The sequence below is a fragment of the Streptomyces sp. BI87 genome, from assembly GCF_025957665.1.
In the GTDB taxonomy this organism is placed as follows: domain Bacteria; phylum Actinomycetota; class Actinomycetes; order Streptomycetales; family Streptomycetaceae; genus Streptomyces; species Streptomyces albidoflavus.
This window is the reverse complement of record NZ_CP110079.1, coordinates 648,231-673,358: the sequence shown is the minus strand read 5'-3', so window position 1 is coordinate 673,358 and position 25,128 is coordinate 648,231. Positions and strand designations below refer to the sequence as shown.

Genomic DNA, 25,128 nt, shown 5'->3' with positions numbered 1-25,128 from the left:
GCTCCCTACGAGCCTAAGGGCCGGGATAGGGTCGACGGACGCCAACGGCCGGGGCCCCAGCCCGGCGGGGGACGTCAGGGAGGACGCCATGGAGGACGCCGGGCGGGCGCCGCACCCACGGGCGGCGGCCATCGCCAGCCTCACCCCGCTGGAACACCTGGACCAGGACCCCTTCCTCGTCGACACCCGCAGCCAGCAGGACATGTGCGCCCGCTGGGCCGCCGCCCACGACCACGTCATCACCCGCGAACTGCTGCTCCACCGGCTCGCCCCCGACCACCCCGAGCTGTGGGCCGACTTCGACGCCGGGCGCGTCGACCTCTTCCTCACCCCCAGCCGGCGCGTCCTCGACCAGGCCGTCACCTGCGCCGAGGAGTTCACCGCCCTCTGCGCCCGGCGCGGCGCCCGCGTCGTCACCGCCGACCTCGCCGAACCCCACTACGGCCCCCGCTCCAAGGCCCGCGTCCACCGTCGCCTCTCCATGCCCACCGCCGGATACGACGGCTGCTGACGCCACGGCCGGCCGCGCGGCCCGGGCGCATACCGGAACGGACCGGCCGAAGCCGGTGTGAAACGCTGGACCGGGCCCGGCGTGCGGGACCCGCCAGTGTGACGAGGTGAGGGCAGGCGTGGCGGAGAGGCCGTGGCGGAGGTTCGCGGGAGCGCTGTGGCGGATGGGTGCGGTCTGGGCCGTCTCCACCGTCACCATGCTGGTGCTCGCCGGAATCCTGCCCGACTTCCGCCTCCAGTCCGCCGACGGCGACAGCGCCACCCGCATCGGCATCACCGCCGCCGCCGGGGCCGGGGTCTTCGGCGTTCTCTCCGCCCTGGTCTGGCCGCTGGTCGTCCGCGCCCTGCTGCTGGTTCCCGCCCTCGTGCTGGGCCTGCTCGCCTTCGCTCTCAACGGCTCGCTGCTCACCCTGGCCCTCTGGGTCATCCCCGACGGGCGGGGCACCGCCGCCCCCGAGACGGCCGTCCTGGTCGCCGCCGTCATGTCGGCGGTCGCCTCCGCCACCGGCACCGCCCTCGCCGTCCGCGACGACAACGCCTACCGGCGCCGCCTCTACCGCCTCTCCGACCGGCGCCGCCGCCGCGCCCTGCCGGTGCCCGCCACCCCCGGCACCCTCTTCCTCCAGCTCGACGGGGTCGGCCACGACGTCCTCGCCTCCGCCGTCGCGCGCGGGCTGCTGCCCACCGTCGCCCGCTGGCTCGGCCACGGCACCGCCCCCGCCACCCACCGCCTCACCCCCTGGCGTACCGACTGGTCCAGCCAGACCGGCGCCAGCCAGCTCGGCATCCTGCACGGCACCACGTACGACATCCCCGCCTTCCGCTGGTACGAGAAGGACCGGCGGCAGGTCATGGTCAGCAACCGGCCCGCCTCCGCCGCCGAGCTCCAGCGCCGCGCGGTGCGCCGCACCGGGAACGCCGGGCTCCTCGCCGACGACGGCGCCAGCCGGGGCAACCTGTTCAGCGGCGGAGCCGGCCAGGTGGCTCTGGTCCTGTCGGTCTCCGCCCGCCGCGAGCGCGGGCAGCGCTCCCGCGCCGGGTACTTCGCCTACTTCTCCGACCCCGCCAACGCCGTCCGCACCGCCATGTCCTTCGTCGCCGAGGTGCTGCGCGAGATGGTCCAGTCGACCCGCTCCCGGCTGCGCGGCGACACCCCGCGGGTCGGCCGGGCCGGGCTCTACCCCTTCGTGCGGGCCTTCGCCACCGTCGTCGAGCGGGACGTGGTCGTCGCCGCCGTCATGGGCGACATGCTGGCCGGCCGTACCTCCGTCTACGCCGACCTGGTCGCCTACGACGAGGTCGCGCACCACTCCGGGCCCACCGGCCCCGACGCCGACCAGGTCCTCGCCCGCCTCGACCGCTCCCTCGCCCTGATCGAGAAGGTCGCCGACCACGCCCCCCGCCCCTACCGGATCGTCCTCCTGTCCGACCACGGCCAGAGCCCCGGGGAGACCTTCCGCTCCCGGTACGGGCTGACCCTCGCCGACCTCGTCCGCGCCGGCTGCGGCCTGCCCGTGCCCCGCCGCGCCCGCCGCACCCCCAGCGGGGCCGAGGCCCGCGCCGCCGTCCGGGCCGCACTGCACCGGCCCGTCGAGGAGGGCCCCGCCGACGAGGTCCGGCCGCGCCGCTCCGAGCCCGTGGTGCTGGCCTCCGGCAACCTCGGCCTCGTCTCCTTCCCCGACGTGCCGCACCGGATGACCCGCGAGGAGATCGACCGCCGCCATCCGGCGCTGCTCACCACCCTCGCAGCCCACCCCGGCATCGGTTTCCTGCTGGTCCGCAGCGAGGAGCACGGCGCGGTGGTCCTCGGCGCGGGCCAGGCCGTACCGCTGGCCGAGGCGGACCGTCCCGGCGGCCCGCTGGAGCCCTTCGGTCCCGGAGCCGCCGAGGCGGTGCGGCGCACCGACGGCTTCCCGCACACCGCCGACATCATGATCAACTCGGCCTGCTTCCCGGAGACCGGCGAGATCCACGCCTTCGAGGAGCAGATCGGCTCCCACGGCGGCCTCGGCGGCGCCCAGAGCCACCCCTTCCTGCTCTCCCCGCTCTCCCTCCCCGACCCGGCCTCGGCCGACGGCCCCGGCCTGACCGGCGCCGAACAGGTCCACGCCGTCCTGCGCAGCTGGCTGGAGGCGGCGTCGCCCGCAGGCCGGGCGGGTGGGGAGCCGGGGGCCGCCGTCAGCCCGCCACAGCCTCGATGAGGCTGTACGGCGCGGCCTCGGCGAGCGGGGTGACCGAGGTGAGGGCCAGGCCCGCGCGCCGGCACAGCTCCGCGAACTCCTCCCGGGTGCGCTCCCTGCCGCCCAGGTTGACCAGCATGTTGAGGTCGCTGAGGTAGGTGCCCGCGCCGGCGGCGCGGACGGTTTCGGGAAGCACCGGTTCCACGATCAGGACGATGCCGCCGGGCGGCAGCGCCGCGCGGCAGCGGCGCAGGATGGTGACCGCCCGCTCGTCCGGGCAGTCGTGCAGCACGCTCTTCACCAGGTGGAGGTCCGAGCCCTGGGGCACCGAGCGGAAGAAGTCCCCGGCGACCGGAGTGCGGCGCCCGCCCAGCCCGTGCCGTCCGAGCGTCTCCGGCGCCCTGGCCAGCCCCTCCGCCGTGTCGATCACCGCGCCGGCGAGGTGCGGATGGGCGGCCGGCACCCGGGCCAGGGGGGTTCCGCCGCCCCCCGCCGACGTCGGTGAGGTGGCTGAACCGGCCGAAGTCGAAGGCGTGCGGCAGCGCGGCGGCGGTCCCGGCCACGGCCTGGCTCATCGCCGCGTCGAACTCGGCCGGCGGCTGGGGATGTTGGCCGGGATGGCTGAAGAAGTCGGTGCCGAAGACGGTGTCGAAGGCGACCTCACCGGTGCGGACGCTCTCGTCCAGGTGCTCCCAGGCCCCGATGAGCGCGGGACCGGTGACATCCGCACGAACGACGCGACCGAGCCGGGCGCGTCCGGGCGGAGGAGCACGCCCACAGGGGTCACCGCGAAGGTGCCGGGGGCGCGTTCCTCCAGCAGCCGAGCTTCCTTCTGGCCGTACGTGCCCCCCACCGTGGCAGTCCTCGGCGCTCCTGTCCCGGGAGACGGCGTCCGGAGTCCCCTGAGCGACAGGGACGGACCGCTGCCGCCCGGGTCCGGACACGGCGACGCGTCACCGCACGGACCCGTCCTCGCCCCGCCTGTGATCGGATAGGCCCCGGGACCGGCATCCCGCCGGTCCGCCGTGATGAAGGGAACTCACCGATGGCCACCACGCGTTCGGCCCACACCGTCTGGGAAGGCGACCTGCTCAAGGGCAGCGGGACCGTCTCGTTCGACTCCTCCGGCATCGGCGACCAGCAGGTCTCCTGGCCGTCCCGCGCCGAGGAGGCCAACGGGAAGACCTCTCCCGAGGAGCTGATCGCCGCCGCTCACTCCAGCTGCTTCTCGATGGCCCTCTCCAACGGCCTGGCCAAGGCCGGCACCCCGCCGACCCGGCTCACCACCTCCGCCGACGTCACCTTCCAGCCCGGTACCGGCATCACCGGCATCCACCTGAAGGTCGAGGGCGAGGTCCCCGGCATCTCCGCCGAGGACTTCGAGGCGGCCGCCGCCGACGCCAAGGCCAACTGCCCCGTCAGCCAGGCCCTGACCGGCACCACGATCACGCACAGCGCCAAGCTGGCCTGAACGGCCTGACGGTGTGCAGCCCCGGGGCAGGAGAGGCAGACCTCTTCCGCCCCGGCGGCGCCCGGTCAGCCGTGCGTGGCGAACAGCTGATGCAGCGGTACCACGCTCAGAGCTTCCGGCGGCACGTGGCCTGCGAGCCACGTGTTGCCTCCCGCGTGCCGCCAGGCGAGGCCGGCCGGATCGGTCACCCGGAGCAGCACGCTCGGGCCGTGCCTGCGGCCGGTGGCGAGGGCCGCGGCACGGTCGGTCGTCAGATGAACCCACTGACGGGACATCGGGCGCAGCCCCTCGCCCCGTTCGAAGATCTCGCGGAGCGCCGAGGACGAGGTGCAGTGGTAGAGAGGGCTGTCGGGCAGGCGCTCCTGGTACTCGACGATCGCGGGCCGTGAATGGCCGTAGCGAGCCCTGACGCAGTCGCCCCGGACCTCGAAGCGCGTCTCCGTCAGCGCGCGGGCCACACTGACGATCTCCTCCGCGGTGACCTTGATCCCGGGGCTCAGAACGTGCGCCAGCGTGCCGACCTCCACCCAGCCACTCGCGTCCCGCGTGATGTGGGGACTGTGCCGCAGGTGGTAGGCGAGCGCCTTGCTGATGCGGCGTCTGCGCCCGTCTTTGAGTTCCCGCAGCGGGGCGCCACCAGGAGTTCCGCGCCGCTCGGCCCAGGCGTTGCGCAGGAGGACCGCCAAGCCGGACAGGGACTCTTCCTCAGGCCCGCCGGGCTGCCCCGGGTCCCTGTGCGGCGAGCAGAGTTCGTCCAGCAGGGCCTCACCGTGCTCCCGGATGCCGGGTTCACCCGTGCGGTCGCTCAGCGCCCGCACGGCCCGGATGAGCAGGGACGCTCGGTAGGCGAGCCACAGCTTGTCTCCGTCGACCGGCGGCGCCCCCTGACAGTGGGCCAGCGCCTCGGTGTAGGCCGTGACGACCTGGCGGCGCAGGTCCCAACGGTCCACGGGGAGCGCGGGTACGTCGTCGGTCAGCTGGGCCAGTTCGTACCCCATGGGCCGGTGGTGCGATGCCTCCAGGTCGACCGCGACGATCTGGCCGGTGTCGGTCACCAGCCAGTTGAAGGCGTGCGCGTCCCGGCGGGGCTGAGGCGGGAGGCCGGTTCCCGCCAGCAGCGCCCACCAGGCGTCGAACACCTCGTCGCAGCCAGGCGCCGCCGTCGGTTCGTCCGGCAGGACGGACCGCAGCCACATCCGGGCCTCCTTGCGGACGTTCTTGCGCACCCCGTGCACCTGCTTGCCGGCGGAGGCGCCGTCCGAGCCGTGCATGTAGGCGAGGAACCTCGCCGTACGTTCGAGCAGGGCGCACGACTGCTCCGGCAGGGTGGGGGAGACCTGTTTGGCCAGCTCCGTGCCCCCGGCGAACCGGCGTACGGAGATCAGTTCCGTGCCCGACGGGAACTGCTCCTGGCTGTGTGCCACGTCGGCCGCACTGATGGTGGTGATGAGGTCGATGACGCCGAACTGCTCCTCCGCGCCCATCCGGCGCACCGTCTCGCGTACCGCGGCCGACCGCTCGGCGTCGCGGTCGAAGCAGAGCCGCGTGGTGGGTTTGAACACCAGGGTGGAGTCGGTGAATCCGAGGTAGTCGTCGATGGTCACGACGTTGCTGCGGCCCCCGAGGTTGCGGCGCATCAGGTCGGGGCTGCTCAGTGCGCGGCCGGCCGCCTGCTCGTAGAAGAAGTCGGGGTCGCCCTCCACGACCGCCTGAATCCATCTGTCGGCCCCGGGAACGTCGCCGAGGCGGACCCGGAGCTGTCCGCGCGCGACCTCGTCGAGCGGTCTGCCCCCGTGCTCCAGCGTCCGGCCGAGCCTGACCAGCGGCACACACGACGTCGTGTTGGTCCCCGCCTCCCGGATCAGCAGGGCGATCCCGTCCAGCCGGCGCTTGGCGTTGTCCCGCAGCTCGGCGAGGGCCAGGAGGTCGTCGGCGTGCCGCATCCGGCTCAGTTCGTCGGTCAGCGCCGTGGTCTTGGCGAGCGTGCCCTCCTGAAGGGCGAGCGCGTCGTGGAGCAGCCGGGCGTTCTCCAGCTCGCCGTCGAGGTTCCCGAGCTGGACGTACGCCCGGAAACAGTCGGCCAGCAGGCGACGGTGCAGTGGTTCGCCGGATTCCAGGAAACGCGTCCGCAGATCGTGGACGAGTACGCCCGGCAGTTCCACGGCGGGATGCCCGGCCTCCGCGAAGCGGCGCAGATGGTCACCGAGGCCGAAGGGGTTGTTGAGCCGACGCAGGCCGAGCCTGACGCTCGGCAGCAGGGCCGGCGCCCTTCGCGCGGCCGCGGCGACGGAGAGCAGCAGCGCGTGCTGCACGGCTTCGCCGCCGCCCGGCTCCCCGGCGCGCACGAGGGACACCTCGGCGTTGCGCAGATAGAAGGCGAAGCGACTGTTCCTGGGGCTGCCGTCGGCCAGCCGCAGCCACACCTCGGCCATCATCAGGTGCCAGGTGGGCCCCCGAGAGGCGTCGGCGAACTCACGGTCGGTGAGGGCCGCCCGGCCCAGATACTCCCGGTCGCCCGAGTTGTCGTGCAGCCGCAGGTAACACTCGAGGAGGTAGGGCACGGCGTCCGCGGCGGGGTTCCCCTCCGCGACCGACATCCGGAACTGCTCCGCCGAGGCTTCCAGGTCGGCCGTACCGACCGGTTCGAACCGGGCCAGGAGCACCGCGGCCTGCCCGAGCCGCCCGGAGAACTGAAACCTGCTTTTCTCGTCGGTCAGTTCGTGGTTGGCGACGACGGCCGTCAGGTAGGTCCTGGCCAGGCGCAGACTGCGGCAGAAGACGACCGGCCGCCGCCAGTTCACGGACAGGGCGTGTTCCCAGAGTGAGAGCGCCACCCGCTGCCGCACAACGTGGAGGGTCTTCGCGTACCGCATCCCACCCGGCATGCGTGTGGACGCGCGGGCCGCGAACCTGCCCATGTTGGTCTCGAAGACGAGCGATTCGAGGACGGAGATCGCCTGGTCGTCGGAGCGGAGCACGTCCTTCCAGGCGGCGAGCACTTGGCCGGGCTCGGACTCCGCGTCGAGCACCCGCCACACCCAGCCGGCCCCTCGGCCGTGCGCCCAGGCGGTGACCAGCTCCGCTGGGGAGTCACAGCCGATCCAGCCCAACAACCGCACCACCTCCGGGTAGCGGTCCTCCAGCAAGCCGGTCAGCGCTTCGACAGGGGGAGGCGGGTCCTTCTCCGACGCCTGCGGAGGGACGAAGGTGGACAGGGCGTCGCGTCCTGGCCGGCGTGCCGGGGGCCGGCGGGGCATGTCCGACGGAGTGGGTCTGTTCTGCACGGCGCCTCGGATGTCCAAGTGTCGGCCGCGTCCCCCGAGTGGATGCGCGCGACCAGAGGCGCCCGAGTGTAGCCATCCGCTTTCAGGCCGGGGCCCGTTTCGCCCGGTCTCCGTCCGCCCACGTGGCACCCCCGCTCACCACCCCCGCGGCGCCCCCCGCCGCGCCAACTGCCGCTCGTCCGGGCTCCGGTAGACGATGTACGGCCGGAACAGGTACTGCACCGGGGCCGCGAACATGTGGATGAGGCGGGTGTACGGCACCAGGGCGATCAGGATCATGCCGGCCACCGCGTGGATCTGGTAGAGCACGGGGACGCCGCTCATCAGCGACACGTCGGGGCTGAGGCGGAAGAGGCTGCGGGCCCAGGGGGCGATGGTGTCGCGGTACTCGTAGCCCGCGGTCGGGGTCGAGTGGGCCACCTTCGCCCACATGCCCAGCACGATGGCGGCGACCAGGACCAGGTACATCACCTTGTCGTTGGCGGTGGTGGCCCGGAAGACCGGGGCCCGGGTGCGCCGCCGGTAGACCAGCAGGGCGATCCCGGCCAGCGCCACCGCCCCGGCCAGCGTGCCCCCGTAGAGCGAGAACAGGTGGTACGTGTGGGCGGTGACGCCGATCGCGTCGGTCCAGGAGGCGGGGACGAAGAGGCCGAGGAGGTGGCCGGCGAGGACGAAGAGGATGCCGTAGTGGAAGACGGGGGAGGCGATGTTGAGCAGCTTCGACTCGTAGATCTGGGAGGACCGGGTGGTCCAGCCGAAGCGGTCGTAGCGGTAGCGCCAGACGATCCCGGCCACCAGCAGGGCGAAGGCCACGTAGGGCAGGGCGCCCCACAGCAGCACGTTCATGCGGACTCCTCAGTTCAGCAGCGGCAGGGTCGGGCGGCCGTACGGGGCGAGGGCGCCGTCCAGGCCGACCTCCTCGCGGGGCGGGCCCGAGCGGGCCAGCGCCGCCGCCTCGGCCCTGTCCTTGGGGGAGGGGCCGGGCAGAGAGGCGCAGACGGCGTCCAGGACCCGGGCGTAGGGGGTGCCGGACTCGGTCAGCGCGATGCGGAGCAGTTCGACGCCGGGCCGGTTCTCCAGGAGCAGCCGGGGGCCGACGCGGGCGGAGAACTCCAGTACGGCCGGGAGGAAGTCGGGCAGCTCCTCGCCGGTGAACTCCAGGCCCTGGGCGCGGTAGGCGGCCTTGAAGGAGACCAGGGAGGCGCCCCGGCGGCGGGTGTCGCCGTCGCGCCACCAGGAGAGGTAGAGGCTGTGCTTGTTGCGGAAGTCGAAGGTACGGACGTAGTGCGCGGCCAGTTCGCCCGGCTCCTGCTCCCCGGCCCAGGCGACGAACTCGGCGAGCGCCGGATCGTCGGCGGCGGCCCGCAGCAGCGGCAGCCGCTCGTGGAAGGTCTCGTCCGGGTAGACCAGGCAGAGCGCGGCGGCCTGGTGGAGCACGGCGGTGTCCATCACTTCTCTCCCCGGGCTTCGGCGACGTCCCCGACGTGCGGCTGCACGTCGGCGGTCTGCTGGGCGCGCAGCGCGTGGAAGGTCTCCAGGGAGACCAGCGGCAGTTCGGTACGGCCGGAGTCCTGGCCGAAGGCGCCCTCGCCGCCCATGCCCGGCCCGTCGGCGTGGTCGAGGCTGCACGAGGTGGGCACCGCCGACTCCTCCAGCCGCCGGGCGTCCCCGACGGCGGCGGTCGGGATGACGTACCGCTCCTCGTACTTGGCGACGGCCAGCAGCCGGTACATCTCCTCCATCTCCGTCAGCTCCATGCCGACGGAGGCGGCGATGGCCGGGTCCGGGCGCTCGCCGAGGTTGACGGCGCGCATGTGGGAGCGCATCGCCGCCAGCTTCTCCAGCGAGGCGCGGACCGGTCCGGTGTCGCCGGCGGCGAACAGCTCCGCCAGGTACTCCAGCGGGATGCGCAGGGTGTCGATGGCGCCGAAGAGGTTGTCGGGGTCCTCCCCGTCGAAGCCGGTCTCGTTCAGCGCCTCCACCACCGGTGACAGCGGCGGGATGTACCAGACCATCGGCATCGTGCGGTACTCCGGATGGAGCGGCAGCGCCACCTTGTAGCGGCTGACCAGCGCGTGCACCGGGGAGCGGCGGGCCGCCTGGACCCAGTCGTGCGGGATGCCCGCCGCCTCCGCCTCGCGCCGCACCTCGGGGTCCTCGGGATCGAGGAAGACGCCGAGCTGCGCCTCGTACAGCCCCGTCTCCTCCTGCGTCGCCGCGGCCGACGCCACCTTGTCCGCGTCGTAGAGCAGCACCCCGAGGTAGCGCAGCCGGCCGACGCAGGTCTCCGAACAGACCGTGGGCAGGCCGACCTCCGTCCGCGGGTAGCAGAAGGTGCACTTCTCGGCCTTGCCGGTGCGGTGGTTGAAGTAGATCTTCTTGTACGGGCAGCCGGTGACGCACTCCCGCCAGCCCCGGCAGCGGTCCTGGTCGACCAGGACGATGCCGTCGTCGCTCCGCTTGTAGATCGCGCCCGAGGGACAGGCGGCCACGCAGGACGGGTTGAGGCAGTGCTCGCAGATCCGCGGCAGGTAGAACATGAAGGTCTGCTCGAAGGCGAACCGGACCTTCTCGGACGCCTGCGCACGGGTCCTGGCCACCATCGGGTCGAGGTCGCCGTACTGCGGGGCGCCGCCGAGGTCGTCGTCCCAGTTGGCGCCCCACTCGATCTTCATCGGCTTGCCCGTGATCAGCGAACGCGGCGCGGCCACCGGGTAGTCGTCGCCCAGCGGCGCGTCGGTGAGGTTCTTGTACTCGTACGTCCAGGGCTCGTAGTAGTCCTTGATCTCCGGCAGTCTGGGGTTGGAGAAGATCGTGGCGAGCTTCTGGAAGCGGCCGCCGGAGCGCAGGGTGAGCTTGCCGCGCTTGTTGAGCCTCCAGCCGCCGCGCCACTTCTCCTGGTCCTCGTAGCGGCGCGGGTAGCCCTGGCCTGGCCGGGTCTCGACGTTGTTGAACCAGACGTACTCCATGCCGTCCCGGTTGGTCCACGCCTGTTTGCAGGTGACCGAGCAGGTGTGGCAGCCGATGCACTTGTCGAGGTTCATCACCATCGCGAGCTGGGCCATGATGCGCATGTCGGCACTCCCCTCCGGTCAGTACGTGACGTCCTGCGCGCGGCGGCGGATCACGGTGACCTCGTCGCGCTGGTTGCCGGTCGGGCCCAGGTAGTTGAAGGCCCAGGTGAGCTGGGCGTAGCCGCCGATGAGGTGGCTGGGCTTCATCAGCAGGCGGGTCAGCGAGTTGTGGATGCCGCCTCGCTTGCCGGTGGTCTCGGTCTTCGGGACGGCGACGGTGCGTTCCTGGGCGTGGTGCATGTAGACCGTGCCGGCCGGCATGCGGTGCGAGACGACCGCGCGGGCGGTGACCACGCCGTTGCGGTTGACCGCCTCGATCCAGTCGTTGTCCTTCACCCCGATCGCCTCCGCGTCCCGGGGAGCCATCCAGATCGTCTGGCCGCCCCGGGAGAGCGCCAGCATGAAGAAGTTGTCCTGGTACTCGGAGTGGATGGACCACTTGTTGTGCGGGGTCAGATAGCGGACCGTCACCTCGTGTCCGCCGTCCTCGCGAGTGCCCGGGCGCGGCTCGCCGAAGAGCTGGTTCATGTCGAGCGGCGGCCGGTAGACGGGCAGCGCCTCACCGACCTCGTGAATCCAGTCGTGGTCCAGGAAGAAGTGCTGGCGCCCGGTGAGAGTGTGCCAGGGCTTCAGGTGCTCGGTGTTGATGGTGAACGGCGCGTACCGCCGCCCGCCCGACTCGCTGCCCGACCACTCCGGCGAGGTGATGACCGGCACCGGCGCCGCCTGCGTGTCGGCGTAGGTGACGCGCTTGCCCTCGTGCTCGGCGGAGAGCTGGGTGAGTTCCCGCCCGACCCGCTCCTGGAGGGTGCGGAACCCCTGCGTGGCCAGGCGCCCGTTGGTGGTGCCGGAGAGGGCGAGGATGGTGTCGGCCGCCTTGACCGCGGTGTCCAGCGCCGGACGCCCGTCGGCGGGACCGCCGAGGACGACGCCGTTACGGGCCCTCAGCTCCTCGACCTCCCGGTCCGGGTGGAGCGTGACGCCCTTCGCGGGCAGCCCCAGCTTCTCCACCAGCGGCCCGAGCGAGGCGAACTTCGCCCCGACCGCCGTGTAGTCCCGCTCGACCACCGCCAGGTTCGGCAGGGTCCGCCCCGGCACCGGCTCGCACGCGCCACGCCGCCAGTCGAGCGCCACCCCGCCGGGCTGCGCGATCTCGCCCGGAGTGTCGTGCTGGAGGGCGCTCGCCACCACGTCCTTGCGGACCCCGAGGTGGTTGGCGGCCAGCTCACTCAGCCGCCTGGCCAGCGACAGGAAGATGTCGAAGTCGGTCCGCGCCTGCCACGGCGGGTCGACGGCCGGGGTGAACGCGTGCACGTACGGATGCATGTCGGTGGTGGAGAGGTCGTGCTTCTCGTACCAGGTGGCGGCCGGCAGCACCACGTCCGACAGGAGGGTGGAGGAGGTCTGCCGGAAGTCCAGCGAGAGGAGCAGGTCGAGCTTGCCCTCCGGCGCCTCCTCGTGCCAGCGCACGTCGCGCGGCCGCAGCCCCTCCGGCGCCTCGGCGGCCCGCAGCGAGGACTGGGTGCCCAGCAGGTGCTTGGTGAAGTACTCGGCGCCCTTGGCCGAGGAGCCGAGCAGATTGGCCCGCCACAGCGTCAGCACCCGGGGCCAGTTCTCCGGCGCGTCCGGGTCCTCGCAGGCGAACCCCAGCTCCCCGGACTTCAGCTGCCGAACCACCTCCGTCACCGGGTCGTCCAGGTCGCCGAGGTCCAGCGGGTTCCGGTCGAAGGTCGGGTACGAGGGCATCCACCCCGAACGCGCCGCCTGCGCCACGCAGTCCGCGCCGGTCATCCCCGCGAACGCCCCGCTGCCCAGCGGCGAGGAGAGCACGTCGGCCGGGTACGTGTCGTACCGCCACTGGTCGGTGTGGAGGAACCAGTAGGCGGCGCCGATCGCCTGGCGCGGCGGGCGGCTCCAGTCGAGGGCGCCCGCCAGCGTCGCCCACCCCGTGGAGGGGCGGCACTTCTCCTGGCCGACGTAGTGCGCCCAGCCGCCGCCGTTGCGGCCCTGGCAGCCGGTGAGCTGGAGCAGGGCCAGGAAGGTGCGGTAGATGGTCTCCGAGTGGAACCAGTGGTTGGTCCCGGCGCCCATCAGGATCATGCAGCGGCCCCGGGACTTCTCGGCGGTCCGCGCGAACTCCCGGGCGATCTTCACCGCCTTCGCCGCCGGCACCGAGGTGTGCGTCTCCTGCCACGCCGGGGTGCCCGGCTGCGAGGCGTCCCCGTACCCGGTGGGCCAGCTGCCCGGCAGCCCGGGCCGCCCCACGCCGTACTGGGCGAGCAGCAGGTCGAAGACGGTGGTGACCAGCGGTCCCTCCGGGCCGCCGAGCCGTGTCGCGGGCACGCCCCGCCGCAGCACCTCGCCCCGCCCCTGACCGTGCGTCCCGCCCTCGGTGTCGAAGCGGGGGAGGAGCACCTCGACCCCGGCCGCCACCGCGTCGCCGTGCAGGGAGAGCTGGGGGACGACCGAGCCGAGCGCGAGGTTCCACTTCCCCTTTCCCGACTCGGTCCAGCGGAAGCCGAGCGAGCCGTTCGGCACCGCCGCGCGGCCGGTCGCCTCGTCCAGGACCACCGTCTTCCACTCGGCGCCCTCGCCGGTGTCCCCGAGGTCCGAGGCGCGCAGGAACTTGGCCGGGACCAGCGCGCCGTCCCGCTCGGTGAGGGTCACCAGGAACGGCAGATCGGTGTAGGAGCGCACGTAGGAGTCGAAGAACTCCGTGGTCCGGTCGACGAAGAACTCCTTGAGCACCACGTGCCCCAGCGCCATCGCCAGCGCCCCGTCGGTCCCCGGGTGCGGGTGCAGCCACTCGTCGGCGAACTTGGTGTTGTCGGCGTAGTCGGGGGAGACCACCACGACCTTCTGGCCCCGGTAGCGGGCCTCCGCCATCCAGTGGGCGTCCGGGGTCCGGGTCACCGGGACGTTCGAGCCCCACATCATCAGATAGGCCGCGTCCCACCAGTCGCCCGACTCCGGGACGTCCGTCTGGTCGCCGAAGACCTGCGGGGAGGCCACCGGCAGGTCGGCGTACCAGTCGTAGAAGGAGAGCATCGGCGCGCCGATGAGGCTCATGAAGCGGGCACCGGCGGCGTGCGAGACCATCGACATGGCCGGGATGGGGGAGAAGCCCGCGACACGGTCGGGGCCGTACGTCCTGATGGTGTGCACATGGGCGGCGGCGGTGATCTCGATCGCCTCGTCCCACGAGGCGCGCACCAGCCCGCCCTTGCCCCGCGCCCGCTGGTAGCGGCGCCGGCGTTCCGGGTCCGCCTGGATGTCCGCCCAGGCCAGCACCGGGTCCCGCAGCCGCTCCTTCGCCTCGCGGTACAGCTCCAGGAGCACCCCGCGCACGTACGGGTAGCGCACCCGGGTCGGCGAGTACGTGTACCAGGCGAAGGCGGCGCCGCGCGGGCAGCCGCGGGGCTCGTACTCGGGGCGGTCGGGGCCGACCGAGGGGTAGTCGGTCTCCTGGGTCTCCCAGGTGATGATGCCGTCCTTGACGTACACCTTCCAGCGGCAGGAACCGGTGCAGTTGACGCCGTGGGTGGAGTTGACGACCTTGTCGTGGCTCCACCGGTCGCGGTAGAAGGCGTCCCCCTGCCGGCCGCCCTTCAGCTCCTCGCTGTGCAGGTCGGGCGCGGTGGTGCCGCGCCGGAAGAACCGTCCGGCACGCAGCAGCGCCGCGTCCGGCTCGGACGGTGTCGTCGTGTCGGTCACCTGAGGCGCTCCCTGGGTCGGGCCGTGCTGCGACCGTAGGAGCGCCGCCCGCGGCGCACATCCCGGCACGGTCCGTCAGGGGCGCCGCCGACCGGGTGGTCTGCCCGGGGCCGGACATGCCGGTGCCCGGGCTGGGGGTTCGCACCCCGGCCCGGGCACCGGCGTTCCTGGGGGACGCGTCAGAGCTTCAGCAGCCGCTCCGACGCCTCCCGGTACGACTGGAGGGCCACCCGCAGCCGCTCCGTGTCGGGCTCACCGGCCGGCTCCTCCCAGCCCGAGCGCAGCACCCGCCGCTGCTCGGCCAGGGCCTCGGTGACCCGTCCGGCCAGCTCCGCGAAGACCTCGTCGGCCTCGGCGACCGCCTCCCGGGGCCGGTCCACGAAGCCGTTCACGGCCTCCCTGAGCCGGCCCGACCAGCGGTCGCCCTCCCCGGCGCCGAACATCGGCACGTCCGGGGTGGAGTCGCCGCCCCGGGACCGGGGCACCGTCTCCGTCCGCCCGGCGGCCGGGTCCGCGGTGTTCTTCCCGGCCAGCGGCTGCGGCTTCACGGTGGCCTGCCCCGCGCCCGTGGCGACGGCGCCCGGCGCACCCAGGGAGCCCGGCGGCTCGGTGCCCGGCGGCGGGGGCGGCACGTCGGCCGGGGCGCGGTGCGGTGCGCCGGCCGCGCCGGGCACGTCGGCGGCCGCCTCGCGCGGGGCGGTACGGGTCTCGGGGCGCGGGTAGTTCTCCACGGGAATCTCCTTCGCCTGGATGTCGTCTGTGTGCTTCTCGGCCCACTTGCCGCTCTCGGCCGCCATGCCCGTCAGATCCCCTTCGGGGCACGGGTGTCGGCCGCCGGGCTCTCGGGCCGGGCCGTGGCCGGGATGTCGTCGTGGGCGCGAGGGGTGCGCGGGTCGTCGCCCAGCTCCGCGTGGTCGGCCGGGCGGCCGGCCTCGGGGTGTCCGGCCGAGCCGGTGAGCGCCTCGTACAGGGAGCGGGCGGAGAGCAGCGACTCACGCATCCGCTCGGTGTCGCCGCCGTGCTCGGCGGCCTTGCGGACGGTGCGGTACCCCTCGACCTGGTGGGCGTGGTGCACCGACAGCGCCGCGATCTGCTCGTCGCCCTGCTCGGGGCCCGGGTAGCCGCGCTCCTGGGCGAGCCGGGCGAGCAGCGCGCCGGCGTCCGCCATCGCCTGCTGCGGCGAGTCGACGAAGCGGCGCTGCACACCCGCCCATTCGGCCTCGTACCGGGCGAGCGACTCGGCGCTCAGCGGGCGCTCCCTCAGTGAACCGTGGCGCTTCAGCCTCTCGCCCAGCTCCTGCCGGGCGGCGGCGGTGTCGCCGTTGTGCCGGGCGAGGGTCCGGTCGTACTCGGGGCCGAAGCGCTTCTTCAGCGCGGGCCCGGTGTTCTCACGCCTCATCAGGGCGTAGGCGGCCACCGCCACGACGATGACGGCCGCGACGATGATCACGACTGTGAGCATGGCTGTTCCCTTCGGCTCCGGTGTGCACGGGTACGGCACCTCCGCCGGACGCGGTCGCGTGGCGTCGGCGGGGCGCGGGGGAACCGGCGTGGAGCCGGCCCCCGGAAGCGTTTCTCCGGTGAGGCACGGGCCCGGCGGGCCCGGTGCCGGGGCCGCCGTACCTCCCGGTGGTGACCGCATGCCCCGAAGCGCACTGCCAATGCACGCACAGGTGAGCGAAGCCGGAGCGAAGGGTGAAGGCCCTGCTCAGCGCCGGTTGCCGGGGCCTTCCGCCGGGGCCGCGCAGCGCTCGGCGAAACGGCGCAGGGTGGCGGCGATGTTGCGCCGCTGGAAGTCGGCGAAGGAGTGGCCCGAGGTCACCACGTGGTCGAAGAGCCACGCGGCGGCGTCCGGCCAGCCCCGCCGGTCGTCCGTCCACGTCTCGGTGACCCGCGTGCCGCCGCCGGGCTCCGCAGCGAAGCGGTACTCCCAGGTGGCGATCGGGCCGCGCACCACCGGGCGGCGCAGCCCGATCGCCCGCACCTTGAAGGCGAACCGCTCCCCGGGCTCGGCCGCCGTCACCGTGCACCGCGTCGTCCACCGCACGAAACCGCGCCGGTTGCGCCCGTCGAACACCATCCCCGGGTACGGAGCGCCGTCCTCCCCGCGCACCACCGCCCCCTCGTTCTCCGGACTCCACCGCCCCATCCCGGCCGGATCGGCGATCAGCGCGTACGCCTCCCGGGGCGCGATCGGTACGACGACACTGCCGGAGACGGTCAGGACACGGGGCACGGCTGCTCCTGGAGGGCGGACCGGACGAGGGTGCGGCGCACGCTACAGGGCACCGCCCGGCCCCCGGACGGCGGGCACCGCCCACCCCCGTACGATCCGGGGGCCGGGCCCCGCGGCCCGGTGAACCGTCTTGTCAGCACCCCGCACCGAGAAGGACCACCGTGCCGATCTACGCCGTCACCTACACCTACGCCGACGACTCCGCCGCCGCCCGCGACACCCACCGCCCGGCCCACCGCGCCTACCTCGCCACCCTCTCCGAGCAGGGGATCAACCTGGTCTCCGGCCCGTTCGGCGCCGACGAGCCGGCCGGTGCTCTGCTGCTCTTCCGCGCCGGGTCCAAGGACGAGGTGCTCGCCCTCACCGAGAAGGACCCGTTCCGCGTCGAGGGCCTCGTCGCCCGCACCGACGTGGCCGAGTGGCTGCCGGTGCTCGGCCCCCTCGCCGACTCCTTCGGTACCAGCTGAAACGGCCCGTCCCCTGGCGCACCACCGCACGGCGGACGCCAGGGGACGTTCTCCCGCGCGCCCGGGCGAACCCCAGGCGCGCATCAGCCGGTCGGCGCCGCCGGTGTGGCAGGGTGACCCCGACCGCAGTCGCACCGGCAGTCGTACCGAAGGAGGCAGGTCATGACCGCCGACCCTCTGCCGCGCGGGCAGATCGAGGACCGGCTCGCCCAACTCCCCGGCTGGGCCCTGGAGGACGACGGGATCACCCGGACCTACCGGCTGGGCTCCCACTTCGCCGCCGCCGCGCTCACCACCCACATCGCCCAGGTCCAGGACGAGCTGAACCACCACTCCGACCTGACCCTCGGCTACGACACCGTGCGGCTCGCCGTACGGACCCACAGCGCCGACGGCGCGATCACCGCGCTCGACCTGGACCTCGCGGCCCGGATCGAGCAACTGGCACCGGCCCACGGAGCGCACTGACGTGCTGGACTACACACGCGAAGCCGCCGTCTACGACGCCACCCGCGGCGGCGTCCCCCGCGCCAGAGCCGCCGCCGAGGCGGTCGACGCCCTGCTGCCCGCCACCGCCCGCGACCACCTCGACCTGGCCTGCGGCACCGGCCTGGTCAGCGAGCGCATCGCCCAGCCCGGCCGCCGCGTCGTCGGCGTCGACCTGGCCCCCGGCATGCTCACCGTCGCCGCCGGACGGCTCCCCGGCCACGCGCTGCGCGCCGACTGCCGCCGCCTGCCCTTCACCGCCGCCGCCTTCGACTCCGTCTCCGCCGTCTGGCTGCTCCACCTGCTGGACGACGCCGCCCCCGTGGTGGCCGAGGCGGCCCGGGTGCTGCGTCCCGGCGGGGTCTTCGTCACCACCGTCGACAAGGCCGACGCGCACGACGTGGGCAGCGACATCGACACCCTGGTCGGCCCCTACCGGCTGCGCCAGGTGGCCGACGCCCACGCCACCGTCACCGCCCTCGCCGAGCAGCACGGCCTCACCCCCTGCGGCGAGGCCCTCTTCCAGGGCCACGGCCAGGGCCGCACCCCCGCCGAACTGGCCCGCAGGGTCCGGGCGGGCGACATGTACCGCGAGGGCGGCAGCGCGCTGGCCGCCCGCCTCGCCGCCCTCCCCGACCCGGACACCCCGCGCCCCGAGCCGGTCTTCCGGCTGATGTCCTTCCGCGCCGCCTGACCAGGACGCCCCGCCTCCGCTGGCCGGAACGGCAACACGACTGGCCCGCTCGCCCCGCCCGTACCAGGCTGGACGCAGCATCGGGCGAGCGGAGGGCGGCGTACATGAGTGAGCACGGCCACGGGCACGGTCACGAGCACGGGGATCTCGACTGGTCCGTGATGGGGCCCGTCATGGAGCAGGAGGCCGAGGTGAGCCTCCCGCTGTACCGGGAGATCGCCGGCTGGGCCGCCGAACGCAGCGACCGGGTCCCCGGCCCCGTCGTCGACGCGGGCAGCGGCCCCGGCGTCGTCGCCGCCCTCCTCGCGGAGGTCTTCCCGGACCGCGAGGTGTACGCCGTCGACGCCGAGGCGGCGCTGCTGGAGCGGGCCGCCGACCGGGCGCACCGCACCGGCCTGGAGGGCCGGCTCCACACCCACCGGGCCGAACTCCCCGGCGGCCTCGACGCGCTGCCCGCCGCCTCGCTCGTCTGGGCCGGGCGCTCGCTCCACCACGTCGGCGACCAGCGCGCGGGGCTCGCCGCCTTCGGCCGGGCGCTGCTCCCCGGCGGCCACCTCGTCCTGCTGGAGGGCGGTCTGCCGCCGCGCTCCCTCCCGCGCGAACTGGGCTTCGGACGACCCGGCATCGAGTCCCGGCTCGACGCCGCCCAGGAGGAGTGGTTCGCCGGGATGCGCGAGTCGCTGCCCGGCACCGTCAAGGAGACCGAGGACTGGACGGCCCTGCTGGAGGCCGCGGGGCTGCGCCACGTCGCCACCCGCAGCTTCCTCCTCGACCTGCCCGCCCCGGTGCCCTACGAGACCCGCGCCAACCTGATCGCCCAGTGGCAGCGCAGGCTGGACCACGTCGAGCTGGACCCGGTGGACCGCGCCACCGCCGACCGCCTCCTCGACCCCGAGGACAGCGCCGGCCTGTACCACCGGCCGGACCTCTTCCTGCTCAGCGCCCAGACGGTCCACCTGGCCGTACGCGAGGAGTGAGCCGGTCCCGTACGCACGGGTGCCCCGCACCGCGCGACGGCGGTACGGGGCACCCGTGCGTACGGGGGAGCGGTCGCTCAGCCCTCGTTGAACTCGGCCGGGTCCGGGCCCAGCCGGCGGTCCTCGTTGAGGGCCCTGATCGCGGCCATGTCCTCCTCGTCCAGCTCGAAGCTGAAGACGTCGATGTTCTCCACGATCCGGGACGGGGTCACGGACTTCGGGATGGCGACGTTGCCCAGCTGGACGTGCCAGCGCAGCACCACCTGGGCGGGGGTGACGTTGTGCTTCCGCGCGATGGCGACGACAGCGGGCACCTCCAGCAGGCCCTTGCCCTGGCCGAGCGGGGACCACGCCTCGGTGGTGATGCCCTGCTCGTCGTGGTACTCCCGGGCGGCCCGCTGCTGGAGGTGCGGGTGGAGCTCGATCTGGTTGACCGCGGGGATGACCGAGGTCGCGTCGATCAGCCGCTCCAGGTGCTCCGGGAGGAAGTTGGAGACGCCGATGGCGCGGGCCCGGCCCTCCGAGTAGATCTTCTCCAGCGCCTTGTAGGTGTCGACGGCGGTGTCCTTGGCCGGCAGCGGCCAGTGGATCAGGTACAGGTCGACGTGGTCCAGGCCCAGCTTCTCCAGCGAGGAGTCGAAGGCGCGCAGCGCCGCGTCGTACCCGTGGTCGCTGTTCCACAGCTTGGTGGTGACGAAGAGTTCCTCACGGGGGATGCCGGAGCGGGCGATCGCCTTGCCGGTGCCCTCTTCGTTCCCGTAGGCGGCGGCGGTGTCGATGGAGCGGTAGCCCGCGTCCAGGGCCGCGCCGACAGCGGTGAACGCCTCGTCGTCCGGTACCTGCCAGACCCCGAAGCCGAGCTGGGGCATCTGGACGCCGTTGTTCAGGATGATCGGGGGAACCTTGCTCACGAGCGATTGGTCCTAACGTGGTCGGTGGGAACTCCCATGGTCAACTATGACCCGCCCGCACGCATTCCCACCGGCGGACCGCCTCACGCCCCCGCGAGTTCCCCCGCCCGGCCGCTCACCGGCGCCCGGACACCGCGTCAGCCCCGGTACAACGCCTCCAGTTCGGTGGCGTACGACTCCTCTATCGCCTTGCGCTTCAGCTTCAGTGACGGGGTGAGCAGTCCGCGCTCCTCGGTGAACTGGTGGCCCAGGATGCGGAAGGTGCGGATCGACTCGGCCTGCGAGACGAGGGTGTTGGCGGCGATGACCGCCCGCCGCACCTCCGTCTCCAGATCCGGGTCGCGGACCAGCTCGGCCGGGGTCAGCTCCGGCTTGCCGCGCATCGCCAGCCAGTGGCTCACCGCCTCGGCGTCGAGGGTGACCAGCGCCGCGATGTAGGGCCGGTCGTTGCCGACCACGACGCACTGGGCCACCAGCGGATGGTCGCGGACGCGTTCCTCCAGCGGCCCCGGGGAGACGCTCTTGCCGCCGGAGGTCACCAGGATCTCCTTCTTGCGGCCGGTGATCGTCAGGTAGCCGTCCTCGTCGAGCCGGCCGATGTCCCCGGTCGCCAGCCAGCCCTCGCGCAGCGCGGTACGGGTGGCCTGCGGCGCGTTGAGGTAGCCGCGGAAGACGTGCTCGCCGTGGAGCCAGACCTCGCCGTCGTCCGCGATGCGCACCGTGGTCCCCGGCAGGGGCAGGCCCACGGTGCCGTACCGGGTCCGCTCGGGCGGGTTGGCGGTGGCGGCGGCGGTCGACTCGGTCAGGCCGTACCCCTCGTAGATGGTGATGCCGGCGCCGGCGAAGAAGAGGCCGAGCCGCCGGTTCATCCCCGAGCCGCCCGACATGGCGTGCCGCACCCGGCCGCCGAGGGCCGCCCGCACCCGCGAGTAGACCAGCTTGTCGTAGAGCTGGTGCTGCATCCGCAGCCCCGCCGCCGGGCCGGGACCGGTGCCGAAGGCGCGTGCCTCCATCGCCTCCGCGTACCGCACGGCCACCTCCACCGCCTTGTCGAAAGGGCCCGGCCGCCCGTCCCGTTCGGCCCTGCGCCGTGCCGCGTGGAAGACCTTCTCGAAGATGTACGGGACGGCCAGCACGAAGGTCGGCCGGAAGGCGGCCAGGTCCGGCAGGAGCGCCGCCGCGTTCAGCTCCGGCTGGTGGCCGAGTGTGACCCGGCCCCGGACGGCCGCCACCTGCACCATGCGGCCGAAGACGTGCGCCAGCGGCAGGAAGAGCAGGGTGGACGCCTGGTCGCCGGGGCGGGAGTGGAAGACCGGCTCCCACCGGCTGATCGCGGTGTCCGTCTCGAACATCAGGTTGGCGTGGGAGATGACGCAGCCCTTGGGGCGGCCGGTGGTGCCCGAGGTGTAGATGAGGGTCGCGGTGGTGTCGGGGGTGACGGCCCGCCGGTGCCGGTGGACGGTCTCGTCGGTGATGTCCGCGCCCGCCTTCACCAGGTGCGCCACCGCCTCCCCGTCCACCTGCCACAGCCGGCGCAGCCCCGGCAGCCGGTCCACCACCGAGCCGATCGTCATCGCGTGGTCCTCGTGCTCGACCACCGCCGCCGAGACCTGCGCGTCGTGCAGCATCCACGCGACCTGCTCGGCCGAGGAGGTCGGATAGACCGGCACCACCTGCGCGCCCACCGTCCACAGCGCGTAGTCGAAGAGCGTCCACTCGTACCGGGTGCGGCACATGATGGCGACCCGGTCGCCGAACCGTACGCCGTCCGCCAGCAGCCCCTTGGCCAGCGCCAGCACCTCGTCCCGGAACCGCGCCGAGGTCACGTCCCGCCAGACCCCGTCCGCACCCTTGCGGGACAGCGCGACCCGGTCCGGACCGGTGTCGGCGTGGTCGAAGACGACGTCGGCGAGACCGCCCACCGGCGGGGCCGACGCCGTCGGGGGAGAGGTGAACTCGCGCACGCACTGCTCCTGAGGGGACGCCCTGCCTGAAAGCCCTGACAGCGCGGTGACGCTACCCCAGTCGTGTTCCGTGCGGGAGAGACGGCACACGACCGGCCTCCACGGCATCTGCACTGGTCAGCCAGGGAAATGCGGCCACAAGGGGGAAGGGCGGGACAGAATACTGACCCACCGGTACGGGGAATCGGGCCGATCTGCACCGGATCTGTACAGGACGGTCACCCGGGAGCGGGCGGCGTCCCCGGCGATCCTGCTGAGGCGGTGAGGCGGGCGCTCCACCCCGTACCGGCGCGGGCGTTCGCTCAGAGAAAGCTCAGATCCGGATAACGATCGCGTCACCGGACGTACGAAATGCCCTCCGGCGTCTTCCCTGGTGTGATTCACGCCACGACGGTGAGGAGGTGGTGCGTGCTATCAATGCGCAACTTCGCCCACCGGCCCGCCTCGGCGTCATCCCCTCGGGGTCCCGTCCCGGCAGGTCAGGCGGACGGCTGCGGTCACGACCGGACGATGTTGTCCGTTCCCGTTCGCAACGCCCCGCGTGCCAGTCGCGCCCCATGCGTTCCCAGAGGAGCCTGATGTCACTCGACTCCATCACCCGCACGATCGATGAATCGGTCGGCGGTTTCTTCGAACCGATAGCGACGTGGCTCGGCGGCGTCGTCTTCTACGCCGTCGACATCAACGGGGCCGAAGTCCCTCTGATCGTGGCCTGGCTGGTGATCGCCGGACTGGTCTTCAGCGGCTGGTTCGGCCTGATCCAGTTCCGCAAGTTCGGCCTCGCGCTCCGCGTCGTGCGCGGCAAGTACGACGAGAAGGGCGCTGCGGGCGAGGTCAGCCACTTCCAGGCCCTGACCGCCGCGGTCTCCGGCACCGTCGGCCTGGGCAACATAGCCGGTGTGGCGGTCGCCGTCAGCATCGGCGGCCCGGGCGCCACCTTCTGGATGATCATCTGTGGCCTGCTCGGCATGGCCACCAAGTTCGTCGAGGTCACCCTCGGCGTGAAGTACCGAGAGGTGCACGCCGACGGCACCGTCTCGGGCGGCCCCATGCACTACCTGCCGAAGGGCCTCGCCGAGCGCTTCGGCGCGGGCGGCGCCAAGCTGGGCAAGGTCCTCGCCGTCCTGGCCTCCGCGATGATCCTCTTCTTCGGCCTCTTCGGCGGCAACCTCTTCCAGGTCAACCAGTCGTACGCGCAGCTGACCGCCGTCACCGGCGGCGAGGACGGGCTCATGGGCTCCTCCGGGGGCGCGCTGCTGTTCGGCATCGTCATCGCCGCCCTGGTCGGTGTGGTCCTGCTCGGCGGCATCCGGTCGATCGCCTCGGTCACCAGCCGCCTGGTCCCCGCGATGGCCGCGGTCTACGTCGCCGCCTGCCTGGTCGTCATCACCGTCAACATCACCGCCGTCCCGGCCGCCTTCGAGAGGATCGTCAGCGAAGCCTTCAACCCCCAGGGGGTCGCGGGCGGCATCCTCGGCGCGCTGATCGTCGGCTTCAAGCGTGCCGCCTTCTCCAACGAGGCCGGGCTCGGCTCGGCCCCGATCGCCCACTCCGCCGCCAAGACGCGGCACCCCGCGAGCGAGGGGCTGGTGGCTCTCCTCGAACCCTTCATCGACACGGTGATCGTCTGCACCATGACGGCGCTCACCATCGTCATCGCCAACCCGGAGAGCTGGGGCGAGGCGCGGGCCGGCGAGTCCATCGGAGGCGTGACCATCACTTCGGACGCCTTCGCGACGGTGCTCCCGTGGTTCCCGTACATCCTCACCGTCGCCGTGCTGCTCTTCGCCTTCTCGACCGTGCTGACCTGGGGCTACTACGGCCTGAAGGCGTGGACGTACCTCTTCGGGCGCAGCCGGGCCAGTGAGCTGACCTTCAAGGCGCTCTACACGGTCTTCGCCGTCGCCGGGTCGCTGCTCACCCTCCAGACCCTGATCGACCTGGCCGACGCGGTCCTGTTCACCCTCGCGGTCATCAACATCATCGGGCTGTACCTGCTGGCCCCGGTGGTCAAGCGGGAGCTGAGCTCCTTCCTCCAGTTCGTCCGGGCCAGGGACCGCGGTGCGGACACCGGGGCCGGCGACGCCGAGCCCGAGACCGGTGAGGACGCCATGACGCCGACGCGCTGACCCTCGCGCCGTGTACCGGGGCCCGTACCGCAGCCGCCAGGCCGTGCGGTGCGGGCCCCACGTCGCTCACCCCGGCCCCCGCAGCCGGTCGCCGCCCTCCAGGATGGCCCGGGCCAGCGCCCGGGCCGGCGCCGGGTCGCTGCCGCCGCGCCCCTCGCCGTGGGCGAGGACGAACTCCACCTCGCCCAGTTCCGGGAGGCCGGCGCGCTCGGGGACGCGGACCAGGCCGGGCGGGATCAGGCCCCGCGCGTGGGCCATCACGCCGAGCCCCGCGCGGGCGGCGGCCAGCAGGCCGTTGAGGCTGCCGCTGGTGCAGGCGATCCGCCAGGGCCGGCCGTGGCGCTCCAGGGCGTCCAGTGCCCGGGCCCGCGAGATGCCCGGCACCGGGTAGACGATGAGCGGCACCGGGTCCTCCGGGTCGAGCCGCAGCCGGTCCGCGCCGATCCACACCAGCCGGTCGCGGCGAACCAGCGGCGCGGGCGGGTCCTCGGGGCGCCGCTTGGCGAGGACCAGGTCGAGCTTGCCCGCCGCCAGCCGCTCGTGGAGCGTCCCGGACAGCTCCACGGTCAGCTCCAGCTCCACCTCGGGATGGTCGCGGCGGAACGCCTCCAGGATCTCCGGCAGCCGGGTCAGCACGAAGTCCTCCGAGGCGCCGAACCGCAGCCGCCCGCGCAGCCGGGGCCCGCCGAAATAGGCGGTGGCCTGCTCCTGGACCTGAAGGATGCGGCGGGCGAAACCGAGCATGGCCGCCCCGTCGCCGGTCAGCTCCACGGTGTGGGTGTCCCGCAGGAAGAGCGCCCGCCCCACCTGCTCCTCCAGCCGCCGCACGTGCTGGCTGACGGTGGACTGGCGTACGCCGAGCCGCCGGGCCGCCTGGGTGAAGCTCAGGGTCTGCGAGACGGCGAGAAAGGTGCGCAGCAGCGCGGGATCGTACACACCGGGCATGTTATCGCCGTCCGTGATGACAGTCAGAGCCGTGTGCGGGATTCCCGATCGCGGGGGACCGGGAGATGCTGGAGACGCCCTTCCGG

Annotated in this window: 19 protein-coding genes and 1 pseudogene; 8 read left to right on the top strand and 12 right to left on the bottom strand. The window is 73.2% G+C overall.

Annotated features, from left to right (window positions below; translation table 11 throughout):
* The first annotated feature begins 88 nt into the window (after positions 1–88).
* Together OIM89_RS02815 and OIM89_RS02810 are read left to right on the top strand one after the other, a co-directional pair.
* Entirely contained in the window at positions 89–511 is a 423-nt protein-coding gene (locus OIM89_RS02815) for a hypothetical protein (RefSeq protein ID WP_030694843.1), read from the top strand.
* A 163-nt stretch (positions 512–674) separates the two neighbouring features.
* A complete protein-coding gene (locus OIM89_RS02810) occupies positions 675–2,711 on the top strand; it encodes a phage holin family protein (RefSeq protein WP_264490949.1) in 2,037 nt (678 codons plus the stop codon).
* On the opposite strand, the pseudogene OIM89_RS02805 reads toward OIM89_RS02810, so the two are convergent.
* Positions 2,689–3,720, bottom strand: a pseudogene (locus OIM89_RS02805) (methyltransferase). The gene OIM89_RS02810 and the pseudogene OIM89_RS02805 sit on opposite strands and share 23 nt — an antisense overlap.
* Before the next feature lie 15 nt (positions 3,721–3,735).
* Between OIM89_RS02805 and OIM89_RS02800 the strand changes: the two are divergent.
* Complete coding sequence (locus tag OIM89_RS02800) at positions 3,736–4,161, top strand: OsmC family peroxiredoxin (RefSeq protein WP_003951937.1); 426 nt, start codon at positions 3,736–3,738, stop codon at positions 4,159–4,161.
* Between the two features lie 65 nt (positions 4,162–4,226).
* On the opposite strand, the gene OIM89_RS02795 is transcribed toward OIM89_RS02800, so the two are convergent.
* The 8 genes from OIM89_RS02795 to OIM89_RS02760 all read right to left on the bottom strand — a co-directional run bounded on the left by OIM89_RS02795 (position 4,227) and on the right by OIM89_RS02760 (position 16,469).
* Entirely contained in the window at positions 4,227–7,418 is a 3,192-nt protein-coding gene (locus OIM89_RS02795) for an RNA 2'-phosphotransferase (RefSeq protein WP_229359956.1), read from the bottom strand.
* A gap of 162 nt (positions 7,419–7,580) precedes the next feature.
* Positions 7,581–8,291: a respiratory nitrate reductase subunit gamma gene (narI, locus tag OIM89_RS02790; RefSeq protein ID WP_030694846.1), complete on the bottom strand. Its 711-nt coding sequence runs from the start codon at positions 8,289–8,291 to the stop codon at positions 7,581–7,583.
* Between the two features lie 9 nt (positions 8,292–8,300).
* Positions 8,301–8,894, bottom strand: a complete 594-nt coding sequence (gene narJ, locus OIM89_RS02785) for a nitrate reductase molybdenum cofactor assembly chaperone (RefSeq protein ID WP_030694847.1) — start codon at positions 8,892–8,894, stop codon at positions 8,301–8,303.
* Positions 8,894–10,519: a nitrate reductase subunit beta gene (gene narH, locus OIM89_RS02780; protein ID WP_195730115.1), complete on the bottom strand. Its 1,626-nt coding sequence runs from the start codon at positions 10,517–10,519 to the stop codon at positions 8,894–8,896. Before narH ends, narJ begins: the two co-directional genes overlap by 1 nt.
* 18 nt (positions 10,520–10,537) lie before the next feature.
* Positions 10,538–14,233 carry a nitrate reductase subunit alpha gene (locus OIM89_RS02775; RefSeq protein WP_030694849.1) on the bottom strand — a complete coding sequence of 1,232 codons (3,696 nt, stop codon included), beginning with the start codon at positions 14,231–14,233 and terminating at the stop codon, positions 10,538–10,540.
* A gap of 179 nt (positions 14,234–14,412) precedes the next feature.
* The gene (locus OIM89_RS02770; protein WP_030694850.1) at positions 14,413–15,030 is read right to left on the bottom strand and encodes a hypothetical protein; all 618 of its coding nucleotides are present in this window, start codon (positions 15,028–15,030) and stop codon (positions 14,413–14,415) included.
* Between the two features lie 5 nt (positions 15,031–15,035).
* A complete protein-coding gene (locus OIM89_RS02765; RefSeq protein WP_264490948.1) occupies positions 15,036–15,695 on the bottom strand; it encodes a hypothetical protein in 660 nt (219 codons plus the stop codon).
* Between the two features lie 246 nt (positions 15,696–15,941).
* Positions 15,942–16,469: an SRPBCC family protein gene (locus OIM89_RS02760; RefSeq protein WP_047468796.1), complete on the bottom strand. Its 528-nt coding sequence runs from the start codon at positions 16,467–16,469 to the stop codon at positions 15,942–15,944.
* Between the two features lie 161 nt (positions 16,470–16,630).
* Here OIM89_RS02760 and OIM89_RS02755 point away from each other — a divergent pair, with 161 nt between their 5' ends.
* The 4 genes from OIM89_RS02755 to OIM89_RS02740 all read left to right on the top strand — a co-directional run bounded on the left by OIM89_RS02755 (position 16,631) and on the right by OIM89_RS02740 (position 19,093).
* The gene (locus OIM89_RS02755) at positions 16,631–16,936 is read left to right on the top strand and encodes a YciI family protein (RefSeq protein ID WP_030694853.1); all 306 of its coding nucleotides are present in this window, start codon (positions 16,631–16,633) and stop codon (positions 16,934–16,936) included.
* 162 nt (positions 16,937–17,098) lie between these two features.
* Positions 17,099–17,404 (top strand): 4a-hydroxytetrahydrobiopterin dehydratase, encoded by a 306-nt coding sequence (locus OIM89_RS02750; RefSeq protein WP_030694854.1) that lies wholly within the window; start codon positions 17,099–17,101, stop codon positions 17,402–17,404.
* A gap of 1 nt (position 17,405) precedes the next feature.
* Positions 17,406–18,116 (top strand): class I SAM-dependent methyltransferase, encoded by a 711-nt coding sequence (locus OIM89_RS02745; RefSeq protein ID WP_030694855.1) that lies wholly within the window; start codon positions 17,406–17,408, stop codon positions 18,114–18,116.
* Between the two features lie 104 nt (positions 18,117–18,220).
* Complete coding sequence (locus tag OIM89_RS02740; RefSeq protein ID WP_264490947.1) at positions 18,221–19,093, top strand: class I SAM-dependent methyltransferase; 873 nt, start codon at positions 18,221–18,223, stop codon at positions 19,091–19,093.
* A 77-nt stretch (positions 19,094–19,170) separates the two neighbouring features.
* On the opposite strand, the gene OIM89_RS02735 is transcribed toward OIM89_RS02740, so the two are convergent.
* Positions 19,171–20,004: an aldo/keto reductase gene (locus OIM89_RS02735; RefSeq protein ID WP_047468803.1), complete on the bottom strand. Its 834-nt coding sequence runs from the start codon at positions 20,002–20,004 to the stop codon at positions 19,171–19,173.
* Positions 20,005–20,141: 137 nt separating this feature from the next.
* Positions 20,142–21,968 (bottom strand): AMP-dependent synthetase/ligase, encoded by a 1,827-nt coding sequence (locus OIM89_RS02730; RefSeq protein ID WP_264490946.1) that lies wholly within the window; start codon positions 21,966–21,968, stop codon positions 20,142–20,144.
* Between the two features lie 578 nt (positions 21,969–22,546).
* Between OIM89_RS02730 and OIM89_RS02725 the strand changes: the two genes are divergently transcribed.
* Positions 22,547–24,097: an alanine/glycine:cation symporter family protein gene (locus OIM89_RS02725; protein ID WP_030694859.1), complete on the top strand. Its 1,551-nt coding sequence runs from the start codon at positions 22,547–22,549 to the stop codon at positions 24,095–24,097.
* A 66-nt stretch (positions 24,098–24,163) separates the two neighbouring features.
* On the opposite strand, the gene OIM89_RS02720 is transcribed toward OIM89_RS02725, so the two are convergent.
* A complete protein-coding gene (locus OIM89_RS02720; protein ID WP_195730111.1) occupies positions 24,164–25,042 on the bottom strand; it encodes a LysR substrate-binding domain-containing protein in 879 nt (292 codons plus the stop codon).
* Positions 25,043–25,128: the final 86 nt, after the last annotated feature.